Source organism: Advenella sp. EE-W14, from assembly GCF_012923605.1.
Lineage (GTDB): Bacteria > Pseudomonadota > Gammaproteobacteria > Burkholderiales > Burkholderiaceae_B > Advenella > Advenella alkanexedens.
The window spans coordinates 203,394-222,648 of record NZ_JAAVNG010000008.1 but is presented as its reverse complement, the minus strand read 5'-3'; the positions used below and the strand labels follow the sequence as shown (position 1 = coordinate 222,648).

Genomic DNA, 19,255 nt, shown 5'->3' with positions numbered 1-19,255 from the left:
TTTTTATTTACCTGATATGCTTCCCGGAATTCCTCCTTCCATTTACCTGGCTTCGGCCAGTCCTCGCCGTCATGAACTGCTGAACCAGATTGGCCTGTCCCATGAGGTCCTGCACGTACCCACCCCGCCGGGCGAAGACGAACCGCAACACCCAGGCGAGGCGGCCCATATTTATGTCCAGCGTACCGCCATGGACAAGGCCGTGCGCGCCTGTCACTTTATTAAAGCGCAGACACTTGTCCCAAAACCTGTCCTGACGGCCGACACCTGCGTCATTCTTGATGGTCTGGTATTGGGAAAACCTGTTGATGATGCGGACACCGCCAGAATTCTGGGCATGCTGTCTGGCAAAACCCATGAGGTGCATACTGCCATTATCGTGGCCTGGCAGGGACAGTACTTTACCGATGTTTCTATTACACAGGTCAGCATGAAACCGCTGGATGAACAGGAAATAGATGCCTATTGCACCAGCGGGGAAGGTAACGGAAAAGCCGGAGCCTATGGGATACAGGGCTTGGCTTCCGTATTTATTGAACATATCTCGGGAAGTTACAGTGGCGTGATGGGACTGCCACTGTTTGAAACCTGTCGTCTGTTGCGGCGTGCTTACTCGGCATCCGCCTGATTGACCGGTGCTGCCTTGATGAAGGCGTCCTCTTTGTTACAGGCGGCATCAATGCGCACAATACTGGGGTAAGGCGTTAAATCAAGATTGAACCGCCGGGCGTTGGCCACTTGCGGCACCAGACAGATATCAGCCAGGGTGGGGGTATCACCATGACAGAATTTACCCGTCTGATTGGATGAAGCCAGCATTTTTTCAAGCGAATCGAAACCCTCGCGTACCCAATGCAGGTACCATTCGTTTTTGGCTTCCTCATTAACACCCAGAGTGCGGGTTAAATACTTCAGCACACGCAAATTATTCAAAGGATGAATATCGCAGGCAATAAACTGCGCCAGTGAACGCACCCTTGCCCGGGCCGCATAGGTATCGGGCAACAACCGGAAAGTGGCCGGATAAGCCTCTTCCAGATATTCGATAATGGCCAGTGACTGACCAATGCTGACATTGTCATCAGTGAAAGTGGGTACCAGGGCAGTGGGATTCAACTCTCGATAGGTATGGCTTAATTGCTGGCCGCCGTCCTTTAACAAATGAACCGGCACAGACTCATATTCCAGCCCTTTCAAATTCAGTGCAATTCTGACGCGATAGGCAGCCGAACTGCGAAAATAGCCATATAACTTCATCCTGAATATCTCCTGATTATTTTTTACGTGACAATTCTTTAGGCAAAGGGAACGACACGTTCTCTTCTGCCCCTTGTACCGTGCGAACCGACACCGCGCCCAGCTCCCGCAAACGGGTAATGACTTCCTGCACCAGCACTTCGGGTGCAGACGCACCTGCGGTAATGCCGATATGCTGCGCATTCTCCAGCCACTCCGGCTGGATAGCCTCGGCCCCGTCAATCAGATAAGCCGGGCAAGACAAACGCTCGGCCACTTCGCGCAAACGATTTGAATTGGAACTGTTGACACTGCCAACCACAAAAAACACATCGCATTCAGGCGCCATCATTTTGACGGCATCCTGACGGTTTTGCGTTGCATAGCAAATATCCGCTTTCTTGGGAGCCACAATATTGGGAAAGCGCTTGCGCAAAGCCTCGGAAACCACCGCAGCATCATCAACAGACAGCGTGGTCTGGGTAACAAAAGCCAGGTTATCGGGATTTTCCACCACCAGATTTTCAACGTCCCCGGGGGTTTCCACCAAATACATATGCCCCTTGGCCTGCCCCAAAGTGCCTTCGACCTCAGGATGACCCTTGTGCCCGATCATGATAATTTCACGGCCCTCGGCATGCATTTTGCTGACTTCGACATGAACCTTGGTTACCAACGGACAGGTCGCATCAAAAACTTTCAGGCCACGCGCTTGTGCTTCTTCACGTACAGCCTTGGATACGCCATGAGCAGAGAAGACAACAATGGCACCCGCAGGCGCCTCATCGAGTTCGTCAATGAAAATGGCGCCCTGCTTGCGCAGGCTTTCCACCACAAAACGGTTATGCACGATTTCATGCCTGACATAAATGGGCGCACCATGCAGCTCAAGGGCACGCACCACGATATCAATGGCCCGGTCAACACCGGCACAAAAACCTCTTGGATCAGCCAGAAGAATTTCCATTCCCGCTGCCATTACATAACCCCCAACAAAGAGACGTCCACCTTCAGGTCAAGGCCTGCCAGGGGATGGTTAAAATCGAACAAGGCCCAGGTATCGCCCCACTCCTTGAAAATACCGGAGTAGCGCCCGCCATTGGGTGCCGTGAATTCAACCATATCACCACTTTCAAACGTAGCGTCTTCTCCGGCATGTTCAGCCAGCATGGCTTTGGTCACCCGCTGCAAAAGCTCGGGGTTTCTTTCCCCATAAGCCTGTGCCGCCGTAAGGGTAAAACTGAACGAGTCTCCCTCTTTCTTGCCCAACAGGGGCTCTTCCATGGCGGGCAACCATTGATTGGACCCCATCAGAAGTGTGGCAGGGTTACCGGTAAAGGTATCCATAAACACCGATCCCGCACCTGGACCGGAAGCCAGGGTAATACGGTAGTGCAAGGTTAAATAAGAATTGGCGTGGACAATATGATTCACTTTCTCTGACTTCCCGATCAAAATCTGTCACCTTAATGGTGTCTGAAAATCACCATTTTAACTGTTATGTCAACTTACCGCTTTATTTCCGACCAGGAACGGCCAAGAGAGCGTCTGATCAGCCATGGCCCCGAGGTCTTGACCACCCCTGAACTGCTTGCCATAGTGCTGCGAACCGGCATCAATGGCTGCGATGCCGTTAATTTTGGCGCACGCCTGTTACATGAGTTTGGCGGGCTGCGCAACCTGCTGGCCGCAGATATTACCCTGCTGAAAAGTGTAAAAGGTCTGGGCAATGCCAAAACCTGCCAGTTGCTGGCCATTCACGAATTGGCCAAACGCTCCCTGGAAGAAGAGCTGCAATCGCGCAACGCCCTGGATCACCCCCATAAGGTCAAGGCTTATTGCAGCAGCAAACTGGCCCACCTGAAGGTAGAGCATTGCATGGCCATTTACCTGGACACCCGTTACCGGCTTATTTGCAGCGAACAAATATCGCAGGGCACACTCTCGCAGGCCTCGGTATATCCACGGGAACTGGTCAAGTCATCCCTGAAGCACCATGCAGCGGCGGTCATTATTGCCCACAACCACCCCTCGGGCATTCCCGAACCCAGTATGGCCGATATTTCCCTGACCAAGCATATTCAAAAGGCACTTCAACTGGTGGACATCAAGCTGCTGGACCACCTGATCGTGGCGGCAGACAAAGCCGTTTCCCTGGCAGAAAAAGGGCATTTATAACAGCCCTCCTGTTTATCGCCATGATTTTCATCTTAATTGTCATTCACATGACGGCTAAACTCATATATAGTGGCTATGGTTAACTCAATTATTCATTTTTACCTGACATTAAATGTGAGAGATCAATATGCGCTGTGATGTTACCTTTATTTTTAGCCCAAAAGAATCTCTGGAAATCAATACCAGTATTGAGTACAACACCGAGAATATGGAAAAATCCCGTGAATGGATTGCCAACAAATGGGAAGAACTGGGTTGCGAACCTTTAAGACCCAGTGGCAAGGTACTTTTGCTGGATCGCGTTCTGGCCATTACCGACACCCTGGGCCATGATTGGTTAAGCGAACACGCAGAGCAGGCTGAAGAACTGGCCCGCCACTTCGCCATTGCACTTGACTCCATGCGTGTCGTGGTAGACTTGCCCGGCCTGTCCATTCACTCCTCCTGATGCATGATTGTTGCAAATTCACTACTTGATGACGCCTCATAACCGGACTGCAACGTACCTGCATTAGGCAAAAAAGCAGGCAGTCAATAAAACTGTGGTAAAATTTGCTCCTGATTTTTTGGATACGTTGCTTTCAGGATAGACTGAGAGCTGGCGACCCGTTTAACCAAGGAAACCCCATGAAAGAAGGTATTCACCCAGACTACCGCGAAGTCGTTTTTGTCGACTTGCAAACCGGTTCTAAATTCATCACACGTTCAACTGTTAACACTCGTGAAACCATTGAACTTGATGGCAAAACATACCCATTGTTCAAATGTGACGTTACATCAGAATCTCACCCATTCTATACAGGCGCACAAACACGTATTGTTGAAACCGGCCGCGTTGAAAAATTCCGTGCCCGTTTTGCCCGTACAGCAGGTACATTGAAAAAATCTTCTTGATAATCACGGCAAATTTATTTGCCCAAGCAGATTTTCTTCAAAAAAAGCAGCCTTTATAGAAGGCTGCTTTTTTTATGGTTTAATAGGCCTCAATCCGATTGCTAAATCCAACACTACTAATATTCTGCATTCCGTGTCCTCATACCAACAAACCACCCCTGCCCGCCTGACCGAACCAGCCACACGCAAACTTCCCCGAATCGCCCTGCTCATCGTGGGAGCATTGTATATTTTTGCCGGACTTTTTTTTCGTGATCCCTGGAAAACCAATGACCTGACTGGTATGGCCACCATGATGGATGCCTATCGCGAATCGGCTTGGTTATTGCCCCAGATCGGCAATTTTGCCTTTGCCCAGGAAGGACCGCTCACCACCTGGATGGGCGCCCTTTCCATTGGCCTCTTCAGCCCCTTATTTGGCGTGTTCACTGATCCTTTAACTGCCCAGATCACTGCTGCCCGCCTGCCCACCATCCTGTATTTCTTCCTGCTATTGTGGGGGGTATGGCATGGTACCTACTTGCTGGCCCGTCGTCCCGAGTGCCAGCCCCTCCCCCTGCCCTTTGGCGGTGAACCACACCCGCGCGATTATGGACGCATGCTTGCCGATGTTGCTTTTTTGTTCATCCTTGCAACCATTGGCATTATTATTCCCATTCACGAAACCTCCTCTTTTCCGCTGCTGCTGGCCTTGTTTTCAATTGCGTTTTATGGTCTGGCCAGAATGCTGGACCACCCTGTCCAGGGCAGCATTATTCTTGGCCTGGCCCTGGCAGGCTCCCTGCTTACCCACGGTTTTATTGGCGCCACCCCCATTCTATTTATGGTTGCCTGCGCGCTGGTTTCCAGGGTATTCACAAGTCACGACAAACTGACCTTCCTGATCACCCTTTTCCTGGGCGCTGGCTGCTTTTTGGCCTGGTTCATTCCCGCACAAGCCACTAACCCTTACTGGACATCCAGCTGGCTCCACTGGAATTACTCATCATTTGGCTTCAGCAACCCCCAACTCTTCCTCAAGTCACTCAGGGACCTGCTTTGGTTTACCTGGCCAACCTGGCCATTTGCCCTGATCGCGCTGTGGAATTGGCGCAAATGGCTTCGAGCCCCCCATATTTTCATACCAGGCACCATGGCGCTAGGCAGTTTTCTCACTATCGCCCTGGTAAAGGACGCTTTTGAACCGGAATATGCCATGCTCACCGTTCCCTTTGCGGTTTTGGCTGCCATGTCCATTCCCACCCTGCGCCGCAATATTATCAATACCCAAGACTGGTTCTCCATCATGATCCTTTCCCTGTCCATGATTACCGTCTGGCTTGGATGGATTGCCCTGCATTTTGGCTGGCCCCAACAAATCAACCACAACATTACCCGCCTGTTAACCGGCTATGAACCCCGCATTTCACCACTGGCGCTATTGGCCGCCATTGTCGTAAGTATTCTCTGGTATTCGATGGTGTCATGGCGCTTGCGTATCAATCCACAGGCTTTATGGCGAGGTCTGATCCTGTCTGCTGCCGGCCTGACCTGCACATGGATTTTGCTGGCCCTGCTATGGCTCCCTTCGATTAACTACAATCGCAGCTACAAACAGGTTTCCCAAGAGCTGGAACAGGCCCTTGAAACCCACGTAAAACCAGGTGAATGTGTTCGCGAACAAGGCCTTGGCATGGGGCAGCGCGCTGCCTTGCGGGTGTTTGAAAACATTACCTTTACCTACGACACAACCTGCAAACTGGTTTTGCTGCAAACCACCCGGCAACATCTGAAAGAACGGACCTTACCTTATGCTGACAACGCCCGCATCCTTTGGCAAGGTTCGCGCAAATCCGAGCGCCATGAAATTTTCCTGCTTTTGCATCTGGACAAATAATTTTCATGCCAATTGACAGCAAAATCGGACTTTCTTTTTCTGGATGTCTTAAGCATATCCTGAAACAGGCCTGGCCAATCCTGATCAGCCAATGGGCAGGTATCGCTTTTGCCGTGCTGGACAGCATGATGCTGGGACACTACAGCCCCGACTCTTTGCAGGCCATGGCACTGGCCACTTCCATTTTCCTGACTGTCAATATCGGACTGATGGGTGTGGTGCATGCACTGATCCCCATCTGCGCCCAATTGCTGGGGGCAAATAAAAAAGAAGAAATTGGCCGCTTCTGGGGCCAGGGCCTGTGGCTGTCTTGCACGCTTTCCTTATTGGGTGGACTGGTTCTGCTGTTCCCTGAAATCTGGCTATCGATGTCCGGAGACGTACCCGACAAGGTACGCCATGAGGTGGCCATTTACCTGCGCATTATTTTTATTGCCTTGCCGGCATCCCTGATGTTCCGGGCAGTTTACGCTTTATGCACGGCAGTCCAGAAACCCAAACTGGTCATGCAAATCACTCTGTTCAGTATTGTTTTAAAAGCCCTGCTGAACTGGTTGCTTATTTTTGGCCAGTTTGGCCTGCCCGCCCTGGGCAGCGCTGGCGCCAGCACGTCCACCGCCATTGTTTCATGGCTCATGTTCTTCGCCGGCCTGTGGATCCTTTTTCACACCCCCTTTTACCGCCAGTTCAATCTGACCCTAGGCCGCCCCCAGCGCAAATATCTGGCTGAAATCCTAAAACTGGGGATCCCCATGGGTGGCTCCTATCTGGTGGAAGTAAGCGCATTTACCTTTATGGCCCTGCTCGCGGCCCGGGAAGGCACCTTTGTATCGGGTGGACACCAGGTATTATCAAACCTGGCTTCCATTCTGTATATGATGCCCCTGTCACTGGGCATCGCCACCTCAGCCCTGGCAGCCAGCGCAGTCGGCAGCCGAAACTTCCGATTTGCCCACCAGATCGCCAAAAGCGGACTGTTTCTCAGCCTGATCGGTGCTGGAATCAGCATTGCCATCGTTTTAATGGGCAAACCGCTTATTATCCAGGCCTATACCTCCGATGCCCAGGTTGCCGTCATCGCAGGCGCCCTGCTAACCATTATGCCACTGCTGCATTTTGCCGATACCACGCAATGCATGATCTCCTATATCCTTCGCGCCTATAAAATTGCCACCATTCCCTTCATTTTGCAAACCGTTTTATTGCTGGGACTGGGACTGGCGGGTGGCTGGTATTTTGGTTTTGGCAACGGAACCGGGTTTTTGCAACCCCTGAATAATCTGCTCACGCCGGGTGCACCGGTGGGCGTCTCCAGTTTATGGATCATGTGCAGTTTGAGTCTGCTGATCTGCGCGTTTTTTTTACATGTCTGGTATTGGAAAGTGATCGATGAAAAAAGAAAATTTTGGTAATAAAATTCCGTTCTGGCTACTCCTGATGGCCTTGATTACTGCCCTGGGGCCCATCACCATCGATATGTACCTGCCCACATTCCCGGCCATTGCCCAGGACCTGCAAGTACCCCCACACCAGATTGAGCTCACCGTTTCATCCTATCTGATGGGCCTGTCCCTGGCACAGTTATTCATCGGCCCCATCACCGATCGCTACGGTCGAAAAAAACCCCTGCTTTTCGGACTCAGCCTGTACTTGCTGGCCACCATCAGCTGCGCACTTTCCACTTCCTTTGAAATGCTCCTGGTCGCACGCACCCTGCAGGCTTTTGGTGCCGCGTCTTGCATTGTCATTCCCAGAGCCGTCATCAGGGATCACTACAATACCCAGGATGCGGCACATGCCCTGTCCCTGTTAATGCTGATCATGGGCCTGGCCCCTGTCCTGGCACCGGTTGCCGGCAGTTTCCTGGGGCCCATCGTCGGTTGGCGCGGCCTGTTCGCCATCATGCTGGTCGTGGCTCTTCTGTTAATTGCGCTATGTGTATTGAAACTGCAAGAATCACTGCCCCCCGAAAATGCCGTCAAACTTAGCGCAAAAACCATCAGCAGCAACTATTTTGGCCTGCTGTGCCACCGTAACTTCATGGCTTTTGCCCTTTCCGGCGGTTTGGGCATGGCTGGCCTGTTTGCCTTTATTGCTTCCTCGCCCACCATTTTCATTACGCAGTTTGGTATTGCCCCGGAAAATTTCGGCTTCTTTTTCGGCCTGAATGCCGCCGGCTTAATCCTGGGCTCCCAAATAAGTGTCCGCATGCTGCGTAAACACGCTTCAATCAAGGTTCTTAAAACAGCGCTGCTACTGGGCCTGATCAGCAGCGTAACCGGTTTGCTGCTTACCCTTACCCATCTTATCAACCTGCCTTTGTTCATGATCTGCATGTTTAGCCTTAGCGCTTGCCTGGGCCTTATCAACCCCAACTCAACAGCGCTGGCCCTGAAAGAACAGGGAGCCCGATTGGGTGTAGCCTCGGCCCTGATGGGTTGCATGCAGTTTCTGTTTGGCACGCTAGCCAGCAGCCTGGTCAGCCATTGGCAAACCGGCACCGCCCTGCCCTTGTTTACCTGCCTGTGTGTGTGCATCGGAATTTCATTTATTTGTGGCAGACATATTGGCCGGGCCTGAAAATCATGAGAAACGCACATAATCGCCAGCCCCTCATCTGCCACCGAAAAGGCAAACCCGAACTAAAAACCACACATTTCCCTTTATTTATCATGGAAATACATAATAACTTGCTAACAACATGATTTTCATATTAAAATTGATGGCTTAGCTGATTGTTAAGGGCGTTTATTGAAACCGTGCATTAAAACGCATCAATAAATGCCTTTACAAAAAAGAAGCGGGAAGTGGTAAAACACAAAGCCACGCAAAGCAGTAAAAACACATAAAGCGGCAAAACCTGTCACTGATTAATTAATAATCAGTCAGTCATATTTGCCTGAAATATTTTTCAGAAGGCTGGCCCGAGCCAAAAATCCGGCCTATAACTTAACGAGGTGTTAATCATGGCTAAAGTATGCCAAGTAACCGGCAAGCGCCCCATTACCGGTAATAATGTTTCTCACGCTAACAACAAAACCAAACGTCGTTTCCTGCCTAACCTGCAGTCTCGCCGTTTCTGGGTTGAAAGCGAAAACCGTTGGGTTCGCCTGCGCGTATCCACAAATGCACTGCGCACCATTGACAAAAAAGGCATCGATGCTGTTTTGGCTGAAATGCGCGCCAACGGTCAATCTGTTTAAGCCTTGGGTGCTTAAATATTTTCTGAATTTATTCCCAGGAGCTTAAAATGGCAAAAGGTATTCGCGAGAAAATCAAACTTGAATCTACAGCTGGCACAGGTCACTTCTACACAACGACCAAAAACAAACGCAACATGCCAGAAAAAATGCTGATCAAAAAATTTGATCCCGTTGCTCGCAAGCACGTTGAATACAAAGAAACAAAACTGAAATAAGCTTTGTTCTCTTGCAAAAACAGCCCTTTTAAAAGGGCTGTTTTCGTATCTGTCGTATCAAGACCATACGCAACTATCCCATCCCAGCCCCTCCCTTCAATTACCTGCAGCACAATTATTCAAACATCTTTTTTCAATAAAAATTAATAGTTGATTAATTTTAACTATCATAGAAATACGAAATCTCCATTTTACTTTGCAAACAATAATGATTATCATTTAATAAATGAATTCAGCCTGGAGAAGAAAATGATCATCATCGAAAAAATTAGCCAGACATTGCTCCACATGAGTGTTGCTTTCAGCGTTGCCTTCGTTTTTACGGGTTCCCTCTCGGTGGGTGGATTAGCCGCTCTTGTTGAGCCCGTTTGTAATGTCCTGTTGCTGCCCTTGCATGATCGGACCTGGAAAAAAATCCGCATGCGCCTGGCCAAAAGCGAATCCAACACTGCCCTGGCCAACTGACACCTTGTTTTTCAAGTCAGACCCAGTCCCTGGCAGGACAAGGGAAAATGAGCTGCTCAAACGCCTGCGCTAGACAGCCACCATGGACAAAAAGTTATCCATGAGTCGTCCACGATAGCGCTGCTTGTGATAAATAATGGACAACTTCCTGTCCAGGTTTAAAAAAGGTGTATCAAGCCGCGCCAGGCGACCTGATTCCAAAGCATAAGTGACCGCGACCTTGGGTAAAAATGCAATACCCAACCCTGCTATAACCGCCTGCTTAATGGCCTCCACCTGGCCCAATTCCATCACAACGTGCCCTTGCGGCAATCGACTCAGCTCCCGCTCACACAACAGCCGTGTCGCAGACCCCTGTTCCCGCAAAATCCAGCGCTGATTCTCGAAATCGCTTTCCTGCAGGTGTTTTTTCAAGGCCAGGGGATGATCCGGTCTGGCGCATATCTGCAACTGATCATCACGCCAGGCGATCGCTTCGATGTCCGTATTGACCACCTCACCCTCTATACAGGCAACATCCAGTGAGTGCTCCAGAATTCCCTTGACAATTTCATCGCTATTGGCAACCTGAAGATGCACCGTAACTGCTTCGTGCCGATTGACAAAATGGCCCAATAAATCGCCCACCAGATAATTGCCTACCGTATTACTGGCACCCACCCGGAAATTTCCCCGCAAAGTATCCTGTGCGTCACTGGCCCTTTGCTCCAGTTCACGCATGCGCTCCAGGATTTCCTGGGCCAATGGAAGCAAGTCTTTCCCCTTCTCATTCAGGAAAAGCCGCCCCTTGTCACGATCAAACAGGGAGGAACCCAGTTGTTTTTCAAGTTCAGCCAAGGCCATGCTGGCTGCAGGCTGAGTTAAATGCAATACCTTGGCGGCGGCCTTCACACTGCCTTGCAGGGTAATGGCGACAAAAACTTCCAATTGCTTGGGACTGAATGAAATCATATAAGAAACCCTTATTCTATTTATAAATTATATTATCTTTATTTATATTTAACAAAGGTTTAATATACCAATAACTCATAAACATATAAGTATTGATTATGTCAGCCTATAACCCTGCTCATATTGTTAACCCTACTGTCGCAGCCCCCTCCCGGCAAGGTCTGTTCAAAAAAAGAAACAGTCTGATTCCTGGCCTCTTGCTGACTTTGGGCATCGCCAGCATTGCCTGGTTTGCCGGCAAACAGTTCCCGGTTATTGGTGGACCGGTTTTTGGTATTATCCTGGGTATTATTTACAGCAATGCACTGGGCATCAGAACCGTCATGCAGCCCGGCATTGTATTTTCCAGCAAAAAAATCCTGCAATGGTCTGTGATTTTACTGGGATTTGGCCTTAGTTTCGGGGAAATCGTCAGTACCGGCGGTGAATCCCTGGCCGTTACCTTCGTGACCATTAGCGTGGCTTTCATCAGCGCCTGGTTACTGGGAAAAATACTGGGCATCCAGGGCAAATTACGTACCCTGATCGGGGTTGGTACCGCGATTTGCGGTGGCTCGGCCATTGCTGCCGTCACCCCCATCATCAAGCCCGAAGACCATGAGACCGCGTATGCCATCTCAACCATCTTTCTTTTCAATATCATCGCTGTTTTGCTTTTCCCTGCCCTGGGGCATATGCTGCAACTGAGCGATTACGGCTTTGGCTTGTGGGCGGGCGCCGCCATTAATGACACCTCATCGGTGGTCGCTGCAGGCTATGCGTACAGCCAGCAGGCTGGCGACTACGCCACGATCGTCAAGCTAACCAGAGCCACACTGATTATCCCCATTTGCCTGTTCCTGGTTTTTCTTGAGGTCTGGCGCCAGAAAAAAAATGACCTGCCTGACGTGACACTGGCCCAAATATTTCCCTGGTTTATCCTTTGGTTTTTGGTGGCCTCAGGCGTACGCAGTACCGGCCTGCTGCCAGAAGCCCTCTTGCCCTGGCTGTCTGGCGCTGCCAAATTCATGATCATTATGGCCTTGAGTGCGATTGGCCTGTCCACCAACCTGCGCAAAATCGTCAGCACCGGCATACGCCCCATCCTGCTGGGACTGGGCGTATGGGTCGCGGTAGCGGTTAGCGCGTTACTGGTTCAATATGGCATGAACCAGCTTTAAACAGCCCGGGTTCTTTCCTGTAACCATTGCAAGGCTGCGCCTTTAACCAAAGGTTGCAGCCTGTTTCTTACCTGCTCATGATACTGATTCAGCCAGTTTATCTCAGACTCATCCAGCAAGTGTCGCGCAATACAACGGGTATCAATCGGACACAGGGTTAAGGTTTCAAACTTAAGGAAACGGCCAAACTCGGTTTCATGAGCAGCCACATTGCACACCAGGTTTTCAATCCGGATACCCCATTGTCCGGGACGATACAGTCCCGGCTCATTTGACGTGATCATGCCTTCCTGCATACCGGTATTCGGATTACGGTAACCACGATGGGAAATACCTTGCGGTCCTTCATGTACATTCAGGAAGTAACCCACACCGTGCCCGGTGCCGTGACCAAAATCCAGGCCCTGCTGCCACAAGGGCATACGGGCAATCGGATCTAGCAACGGTGCCGGAAACCCTACCGGGAAAACCGCCCGCGACAGGGCAATCATGCCCTTGAGGACCAGGGTGAAGTCCTCTTTTTGGCTATCGGACACCTGGCCAACCGGTACAACCCGGGTAATATCGGTAGTGCCATTCAGGTATTGGCCACCCGAATCAATCAATAGCAGGCCATTGCCTTCAATAACCGCATGCGATTCGGGTGTGGCCCGATAATGAGGCATGGCACCATTGGCATTGAAACCGGCAATCGTGGCAAAACTGGGGCAGACAAAATGCGGCTGACGCGCGCGGGCAGCATTAATCTGCTCATCAATAGTCACCTCGCTCACGACCTCACCACTGGCCATGGCCTGTTCAAACCAGGCAAAAAATTCACACAGGGCGACACCATCGGCCTCCATGGCTTTACGCACATTCTGGATATCCGCCGGTGTTTTACGTGACTTGAACAACTGGGACGGGTTCAGCGCCTCTACCAGCGTCAGGCTGGCCGCCGCCTGGCAAATACCAATGGTAGTGCGCGCAGGATCAATCAACAGTTTCACCTTGTCTTCAAGCCCGGCCAGCCCCTGGGTGATTTCATTGTAAGGCCTGATCAGAATCTGTTCAGCCACCAGCTTTTCAGTCAGGGCCGGATTGAGCTTGGCCTCATCCACAAACAGCTCGCACTGCTCGGGGCCGATTAGCAAATACGACAGAAACACCGGATTATATGAAACGTCAGCGCCACGTAAATTCAAGATCCAGGCAATATCATCCAGCGATGAAAGCAGATGCCACTGCGTCCCCAGGCTGGCCATCTGCTTGCGCACCAGCGCCAGTTTGTCTGCCCTGCTTTGCGATACAAAAGGCACTTCATGTTCATACACTGCCTCTACCGGCAAGGCGGGTCTGTCAGGCCAAATATTGTCCAGCAATTTTTCATTCCAGGAAAATCGCAGCGATACCCCCTCAAGGGCCGCCTGCAAATCATGGGCGGCACGCATGCTTAGGGTAAAGCCATCGGCCCCAACCGTCATGCCGGCCTGCAATTGGCTGCACAGCCAGTCATTCAAATCCGGTACGCCATCCTGCCCCTGTCGCATCAGGACAATCTCACTGCCTTCAAGCTGGGCCAGGGCCTGCTCCCAGTAGCGACTGTCGGTCCATAAACCGGCAAATTGAGCGCTTACCAGCAGGGTTCCCGCCGAGCCGTCAAAACCACTCAGCCAGGTGCGGGCCTGCCAGTGTTCAGGCAGATATTCGGATAAATGTGGATCGGCGGATGGAATAATATAAGCATCAATACCGCGTTTTGTCATCTGTTCGCGCAATAGCGCAATTCTTTGTTTGAATAGATTCATTTTTTCAACCAACAAATCAGCAAGCCGCCCACCCGTTAAGGGTGAGCCGGCACAATAAATAAAATACGTTTTTCGTCCATCCTGCTCATGATAAACAAACAGGGCTGCTTACAGGCCAGATACACCCACAAAGCAGCACAAAAACGCCATGAACCCGCCTGTTTAGGTACATAAACGGACCATTCTATCCAATCTGGCGTACCACATTTCCCAGCGCATCCGCAAAGGTCGCTGGCGTAAAGCCCAAGGCTTCGAGACTACTTTCCAGATCGGTCAATGAAACCTGACTGTCAATATCCAACTGACGGCGACACATTTCCACCGAGACACGCAACCTTTCAGGAATTTTGCTGGCCTGTGCACCGCCTCTTCTAGCCACATCCCTTGGGTTGATGGCGTTATCAAACTGTTTGGTCAGCTGGCGATAGCCCTCCATTTTCTGGCCCACAGCGTCTGCCAACATCCGCTGCCGGTTGGATGGGTCAGCAATATTCACGGCTTTTTCCAGCAGTGCATGGCCCCGCTCAAACCACTCCTTACCTTTATTGGCAACCGTTGTCGCGACTTTATCAGGATTGTCCAGCGCCATGCCATGATAGGTTTTATCCAGCATTTTCTTCAGGTCAGTGCCATAGCTTTCGGCATGACCCAGCACGTCTTCAATAACGGTTTGATCGGTTTTTTGGCCATAACGACCCGAAAAACCCGCATCCTTATTCTTGAACCCTTTTGAAGCCTCAAAGAAACTGTCGTTATAGATCTGTTCGGTCATGCCCTGATCAAAAAAGACATGTTCGCCTTTGGAGTTAACATAATAGGCGGTCCAATCACGATCGATGGTGGTTTTCCTGCCGCGCTGCATAAGCGACTGTGAAGAGGAACTGGCATTCAGAATTTGAATTTTAGCTGTCGGAATCCCCGTTATGGAAGCGAGCTTTTCTTTGGCAAGGGTGTCGGCACGGTTGTAAAACACACCCAATGTTTCATTAAATGATTTACGCACGGAATCCAGACTTTCATCTTTATAATTCTGCAACGCATACATGGCCAACTTGTTTTGCTGAACGCTGATGGTCATGTCATTAAGCAGTTTTCGATTGGCTTCGCTGGGGTTCAGCTCGAATTGCCAGGCCGCAGCCTGTAAATTCTCCACTTGCTGTTTGGCAAACAGCTTGCCTTCACGTAGCGCCTCATCCAGCTCGATTTGGCCGGCTGTCTTGCTTAATCTTCTGCGTCCGGTTTCCAACAGCAGGCTTGCCTGGCTGGCCGCCTGCTTGCCGGCCTTGACAGAGTCCTCAATCGCGGTACGGGTATTCTTGCCACTGATTGCGGTTGTGAAGCGTGCCATACTATCAGCGACATTTTCTTTCGCTTCACGCATGGCTCGCTTCGCTTCAGGACTGCCGGCCACTTTTTTAAGTTTGTCCAAACCGGCATTCATTGCCTTGTCGGAAAGATACTCAAGAGTGACAACTTTAACGCCCACATAAAAGGCTCCCCAGGCGCTATCACCACCGCTATCCACATACGCTTTCATATCGCGCGCCACTTCCAGGGAAGTAAAGACCACATCAGAGCAACCCAATGTAGTCACACCCAGTGCCATGCGCCCCATAAAGCCCAATGATTCTTCAAGGGATTCTGCCGTTTGCAAATAGCTTTCTATATAAAGCTTCACTTCATCGGCAAAGGTCACGGTCTGGGCCTGTGCATTGGCCCCAGCAACCGTTCCTTGCAAAAAACCACCCCAGGTCTGCTTGACGATTTCCACTTGCCGTGCGTCATAGCCATAAGCTTCGTCATAACCGTCCAGCATGACATCGATGAACTTAACCAATGGAAACAGCTTATTCAGGTAGTTCATCTCCCAAATCAGGGTACGAATACGTTGCAGACGTTCGGTGATGTACGCATCCGCTTTCAGCATCGCCATACCGTCTGCCATATCCCTGGACTGGCGCAAAGGCTGGGAACACAGCAGCACTTCTTTTTCAACAATGTACTTTTCATCACCATATGTAGTGGCAAGACGCACCTTGACCCTGAACCGGCTGGGTGCATCCAACGCACCTTTGCAACAGCGAAAAATCAAGGCACGACCTCCTCCTGTCACCTCGTCCATCATTTGACATTGAATGGCGAGCTTTTCCAGCATCGGCTGATCAGCCTCGTGCACGGCCTGAAGCTGGAAGTCCAGACTGTCAGGTGCAATCTGCAAAAGGCTATGGGCTTGCGGATCCCAATCAAACAGCGTGATCATCGCCTTGGACTCGGCAGGCACATACTGCTTGTCTGCCACCGTAAACAGGAATTTATTGCTGCGATGTTTATGCGAGTCATAAGGCTCTACATAACAGGCAATCGAACTGACATCAAGCCTCAACCCCATATGAAAACGGTATATCGGCAAAGTCCCGGTCAGGCTTTGCCCACCACTGACCGCCTTGACTTCCAGGGTATAAGAATCATAATCACCGGCATTGCCACCCGTCTTCTTTTTCTCGGTAATCACGGCATAGTATAGACCCGGCTCGTCTGCAGCCTCTACCGTCACACCATACCCGTCATCACGAATAATACAGGCGGTCACCACCGCGTCTTTACCCATCCCCAACACGGCAAAAGGCAGGCGTTCCGTTTTATCATGGCAGGCCGGCAAAGTAAGGTTGTCCTGGGCGAATACAATTTTTTCTTCCTCAATCTGAAAAACCACATGGTTGGTAAAACTGCCGCCCTCGCTTATGAAACAGAAAGAAACCCGTGCCTGGTCGGGAATTGATTCACCACTGGCAGGTGCTTCCACCTGTGCTGTCTTATAGTCGCCCGCCATGCTTTGCCCACTGATTTGCAAATAATAAGGTGAGCTGATATTGATTTTTGCCGTCAAGTCATGACGGGTATTTTCCTGGCCCTCGGGGGTGATTTCAACAATACGGGCATAAATCGGCACTTTTTTACCCACAGCCAGTGTATTCCCAAAATCCTTGCGAATTCGCATTTCATAGCGATTGGGGTTGTCCTCGGGCGCTTCCTTTTCTTCATTTTGTGGTTTCTTTTTGCGCCTGTTTCTACGCCAGGCAGCGGCGGCACCACCCCCGATAAGGATGCCCGCAATGGCGGCAGGAATCAGGATACCGGTTTCGCCAGCACTTTCATCGGCATCGGTGGTCACCTCGGCATAGACAGCATCAGTCACTTCAAGCCAGAAACTGAACGTGAGCATGCCGCTGCCTCCCCAATAGGTGTTCTCCAACACCCTCCGCATTTCTCTATAAGCCGACTTGTCGTTATAAGTTTGGACACTGCCATCAGTGTCTTTTTCCGATATGTCCAGATCCAGCTCATAAAAAATTGCTGGCTCACCATAATAATCACGGCCAAGTTCCAGTTTGAGCCACCCGCTAACGGCATGCCAAGGCTTAATGTCCGTCACAAAGCGATCAAACGTAATTTTGACCGGCTCACCCACCTTCAGGGTCACATCATTTAATTTTTTATGGGTGCCGTCCTTATCAGGACTCTTCTTAATGGCGGAGGTAATATTCACAAAACGAAGTTTCACCGATTCAAGATCACGACTATTCTCCAGTATTTGTGCCTGAGCAGGACAGAAAATCGCAACGGTAAACAGTAGAGCCAACAATATTCTTAAAAATGAATGTGTTTTCATGCCCGTCATTTCACTATCCTTTTAGCCAGCTCACGAATCACATGGGTGAGTAAAGACTTTTGCCCCTCTGTCATGGCAATACGCATTTCACCTGCGTTGTCGGACGCGCTAACCGTCTGGTCAAGTAGCGCTGACAAAGCCTTTTTCACCGGATGGACCGCTTCTTTTTTAACTGCCGTGGCTGCTGTTTCTTTAGCTTTTTCTTTGGCTTTGGCTTTTTCCGTGGTTCTCTGTTTGGTTTTTTCTACCCCCTCTTCCGTGATGTGCTCTTTTTGTGCTGCTTCAACATTAGGTGGCAGATCACTCACCTGAACAGAAATAACAGGCTCACTGACAGGGATGTCAACCGTTAATGCCCGCCCAACCCCGGCACCGCATTTCGGGCAGAATTTCATCCCCGTCTTCAACGACGCACCACAGCGGTCACACTGTATTTTTAGTGGTGCAGCCTGTTCAATTCCCGGCAGGGCATGGCCACATTTCATGCAAAATTTGGCACCTTCGTGCAACGCGGTTCCACATTTCATACAGAATTTTGCCATTACCCCACTCCATTCCCGTTAAAAAAACACCTTGTCAGACCCTGATCAGGGACGCGTCATGGCCACCAAGCCGTCAGTACCATCAGGCAACGTCAGGGTACCCACCGCATATTGCGCCCCTTTGTAAGAATAGAACTGCTTGATACTAAGATTCATCGGGCCATACCCGTATAAAGTCCCGTTTTTCCAGTTCATGTTCAGCACCGTGTCTTCCATACTGGTTTCATCAATGTCCTGATCGCCTGCAAACATATGAGACCAATCAAGGATCACGGCACCATTACCCTCTGCCCCAGACAAGGTGAGTGTTAGGAAATCGTACAGCCGGCCCGTGTCTTTACCCTCGGGGTCATAAATAAACAGGCATTTCCAGTTTGCGGCAAGGTTGTTGAAATCGGTTTCTTTAATAGCCCCTTTGGGTACACCGTTCTTTTCAACATCATTTAAATACCACCGAAAATCTTCAATTGAGGGCCGTTCAGTGGTGGAAAGACTGATTCCGTTAACCGGACGGTTTTGCGTTGCCTGTGCCTGTGCAGGCTGGGCAAACAAAATGACACCCGTCACCATCATGACTGTACCGGCCATGATTGCTTTTGCAACTGTACCGGCTTTTTTCTGACCGACATTATTGGGCCGGTTTTCTTCACTTTTTTGACTATACATGAGTTTTCCTTTTTGCTTGATTGCTTGATTTGGCAGGCCTGATCAGTTCAGCTTTGCACCACATTCATCACAAAAGTTGGCGCCAGGCGCAAGACGATGACCGCATTGGGAACAAAAGCAATTGTCTGTTGAGGCTGAATAAACATCGGGCAGAACAGTGTCTTTTTCAGCATTCGCAATAAACAACCAGTCTATATCTTCCGCATCTTCGCAAAGACCGATTGAGCCGCCTGAGGACACCAGATAAAAGTTATCCTCATCGATCGGGTCTTCTTCATCGCTGGTTTGGGCAAGTGGCAGCAGACTTTCTTTCTCATAGGTCTCACTCGTATTGGCAAAATGCCAGCCATCAGACAGGGTAACGGCATATTCGGCGGCTTCCCGCAGGGAATTGAAGGGTTTCATGGAAATG

At 50.3% G+C, this 19,255-nt stretch carries 20 protein-coding genes; 11 read left to right on the top strand and 9 right to left on the bottom strand.

The window, feature by feature from the left end; genetic code table 11:
• The first annotated feature begins 16 nt into the window (after positions 1–16).
• Entirely contained in the window at positions 17–628 is a 612-nt protein-coding gene (locus HCX92_RS06615; RefSeq protein WP_169294144.1) for a nucleoside triphosphate pyrophosphatase, read from the top strand.
• On the opposite strand, the gene maiA is transcribed toward HCX92_RS06615, so the two are convergent.
• The 3 genes from maiA to HCX92_RS06600 are packed head-to-tail and all read right to left on the bottom strand — an operon-like array spanning position 610 to position 2,691.
• On the bottom strand, positions 610–1,257 hold the full coding sequence (maiA, locus tag HCX92_RS06610; RefSeq protein WP_169294143.1) for a maleylacetoacetate isomerase: 648 nt from the start codon (positions 1,255–1,257) through the stop codon (positions 610–612). The two genes, HCX92_RS06615 and maiA, sit on opposite strands and share 19 nt — an antisense overlap.
• 16 nt (positions 1,258–1,273) lie before the next feature.
• Positions 1,274–2,203: a 4-hydroxy-3-methylbut-2-enyl diphosphate reductase gene (gene ispH, locus HCX92_RS06605; protein ID WP_248290009.1), complete on the bottom strand. Its 930-nt coding sequence runs from the start codon at positions 2,201–2,203 to the stop codon at positions 1,274–1,276.
• Positions 2,204–2,214: 11 nt separating this feature from the next.
• Positions 2,215–2,691, bottom strand: coding sequence for a peptidylprolyl isomerase (locus HCX92_RS06600; RefSeq protein ID WP_211182295.1), 477 nt, complete (start codon positions 2,689–2,691; stop codon positions 2,215–2,217).
• Positions 2,692–2,736: 45 nt separating this feature from the next.
• Here HCX92_RS06600 and radC point away from each other — a divergent pair, with 45 nt between their 5' ends.
• The 9 genes from radC to HCX92_RS06555 all read left to right on the top strand — a co-directional run bounded on the left by radC (position 2,737) and on the right by HCX92_RS06555 (position 10,067).
• The gene (gene radC / locus HCX92_RS06595; RefSeq protein ID WP_169294141.1) at positions 2,737–3,414 is read left to right on the top strand and encodes a DNA repair protein RadC; all 678 of its coding nucleotides are present in this window, start codon (positions 2,737–2,739) and stop codon (positions 3,412–3,414) included.
• A gap of 127 nt (positions 3,415–3,541) precedes the next feature.
• The gene (locus HCX92_RS06590; protein WP_169294140.1) at positions 3,542–3,862 is read left to right on the top strand and encodes a hypothetical protein; all 321 of its coding nucleotides are present in this window, start codon (positions 3,542–3,544) and stop codon (positions 3,860–3,862) included.
• A 179-nt stretch (positions 3,863–4,041) separates the two neighbouring features.
• Entirely contained in the window at positions 4,042–4,308 is a 267-nt protein-coding gene (locus HCX92_RS06585) for a type B 50S ribosomal protein L31 (RefSeq protein ID WP_169294139.1), read from the top strand.
• Positions 4,309–4,441: 133 nt separating this feature from the next.
• Positions 4,442–6,184 carry a glycosyltransferase gene (locus HCX92_RS06580; RefSeq protein WP_169294138.1) on the top strand — a complete coding sequence of 581 codons (1,743 nt, stop codon included), beginning with the start codon at positions 4,442–4,444 and terminating at the stop codon, positions 6,182–6,184.
• A gap of 5 nt (positions 6,185–6,189) precedes the next feature.
• Positions 6,190–7,596 carry an MATE family efflux transporter gene (locus tag HCX92_RS06575; RefSeq protein WP_169294137.1) on the top strand — a complete coding sequence of 469 codons (1,407 nt, stop codon included), beginning with the start codon at positions 6,190–6,192 and terminating at the stop codon, positions 7,594–7,596.
• The gene (locus HCX92_RS06570; protein WP_246587181.1) at positions 7,574–8,764 is read left to right on the top strand and encodes a multidrug effflux MFS transporter; all 1,191 of its coding nucleotides are present in this window, start codon (positions 7,574–7,576) and stop codon (positions 8,762–8,764) included. The genes HCX92_RS06575 and HCX92_RS06570 overlap by 23 nt, the downstream gene beginning before the upstream one ends.
• A 386-nt stretch (positions 8,765–9,150) precedes the next feature.
• Positions 9,151–9,387, top strand: a complete 237-nt coding sequence (gene rpmB / locus HCX92_RS06565; protein WP_169294136.1) for a 50S ribosomal protein L28 — start codon at positions 9,151–9,153, stop codon at positions 9,385–9,387.
• 47 nt (positions 9,388–9,434) lie between these two features.
• Positions 9,435–9,602, top strand: coding sequence for a 50S ribosomal protein L33 (rpmG, locus tag HCX92_RS06560; RefSeq protein WP_094854780.1), 168 nt, complete (start codon positions 9,435–9,437; stop codon positions 9,600–9,602).
• A gap of 249 nt (positions 9,603–9,851) precedes the next feature.
• Positions 9,852–10,067: a DUF2061 domain-containing protein gene (locus HCX92_RS06555; RefSeq protein ID WP_169294135.1), complete on the top strand. Its 216-nt coding sequence runs from the start codon at positions 9,852–9,854 to the stop codon at positions 10,065–10,067.
• Positions 10,068–10,136: 69 nt separating this feature from the next.
• Here the strand turns inward: HCX92_RS06555 and HCX92_RS06550 are convergent, their stop codons facing one another.
• The gene (locus HCX92_RS06550) at positions 10,137–11,018 is read right to left on the bottom strand and encodes a LysR substrate-binding domain-containing protein (protein ID WP_169294134.1); all 882 of its coding nucleotides are present in this window, start codon (positions 11,016–11,018) and stop codon (positions 10,137–10,139) included.
• Between the two features lie 98 nt (positions 11,019–11,116).
• Between HCX92_RS06550 and HCX92_RS06545 the strand changes: the two genes are divergently transcribed.
• Positions 11,117–12,178: a YeiH family protein gene (locus tag HCX92_RS06545; protein WP_169294133.1), complete on the top strand. Its 1,062-nt coding sequence runs from the start codon at positions 11,117–11,119 to the stop codon at positions 12,176–12,178.
• On the opposite strand, the gene HCX92_RS06540 is transcribed toward HCX92_RS06545, so the two are convergent.
• From HCX92_RS06540 to HCX92_RS06520, 5 genes are all read right to left on the bottom strand, one after another.
• Positions 12,175–13,965, bottom strand: coding sequence for an aminopeptidase P family protein (locus HCX92_RS06540; protein ID WP_169294132.1), 1,791 nt, complete (start codon positions 13,963–13,965; stop codon positions 12,175–12,177). The genes HCX92_RS06545 and HCX92_RS06540 overlap by 4 nt on opposite strands.
• Before the next feature lie 184 nt (positions 13,966–14,149).
• Complete coding sequence (locus HCX92_RS06535; protein ID WP_169294131.1) at positions 14,150–17,644, bottom strand: hypothetical protein; 3,495 nt, start codon at positions 17,642–17,644, stop codon at positions 14,150–14,152.
• Positions 17,641–18,177 (bottom strand): zinc ribbon domain-containing protein, encoded by a 537-nt coding sequence (locus HCX92_RS06530; protein ID WP_169294130.1) that lies wholly within the window; start codon positions 18,175–18,177, stop codon positions 17,641–17,643. Before HCX92_RS06530 ends, HCX92_RS06535 begins: the two co-directional genes overlap by 4 nt.
• Positions 18,178–18,222: 45 nt before the next feature.
• Entirely contained in the window at positions 18,223–18,843 is a 621-nt protein-coding gene (locus HCX92_RS06525) for a hypothetical protein (RefSeq protein WP_169294129.1), read from the bottom strand.
• A 42-nt stretch (positions 18,844–18,885) separates the two neighbouring features.
• Complete coding sequence (locus HCX92_RS06520; RefSeq protein ID WP_169294128.1) at positions 18,886–19,248, bottom strand: zinc ribbon domain-containing protein; 363 nt, start codon at positions 19,246–19,248, stop codon at positions 18,886–18,888.
• Between the last annotated feature and the right edge of the window lie 7 nt (positions 19,249–19,255).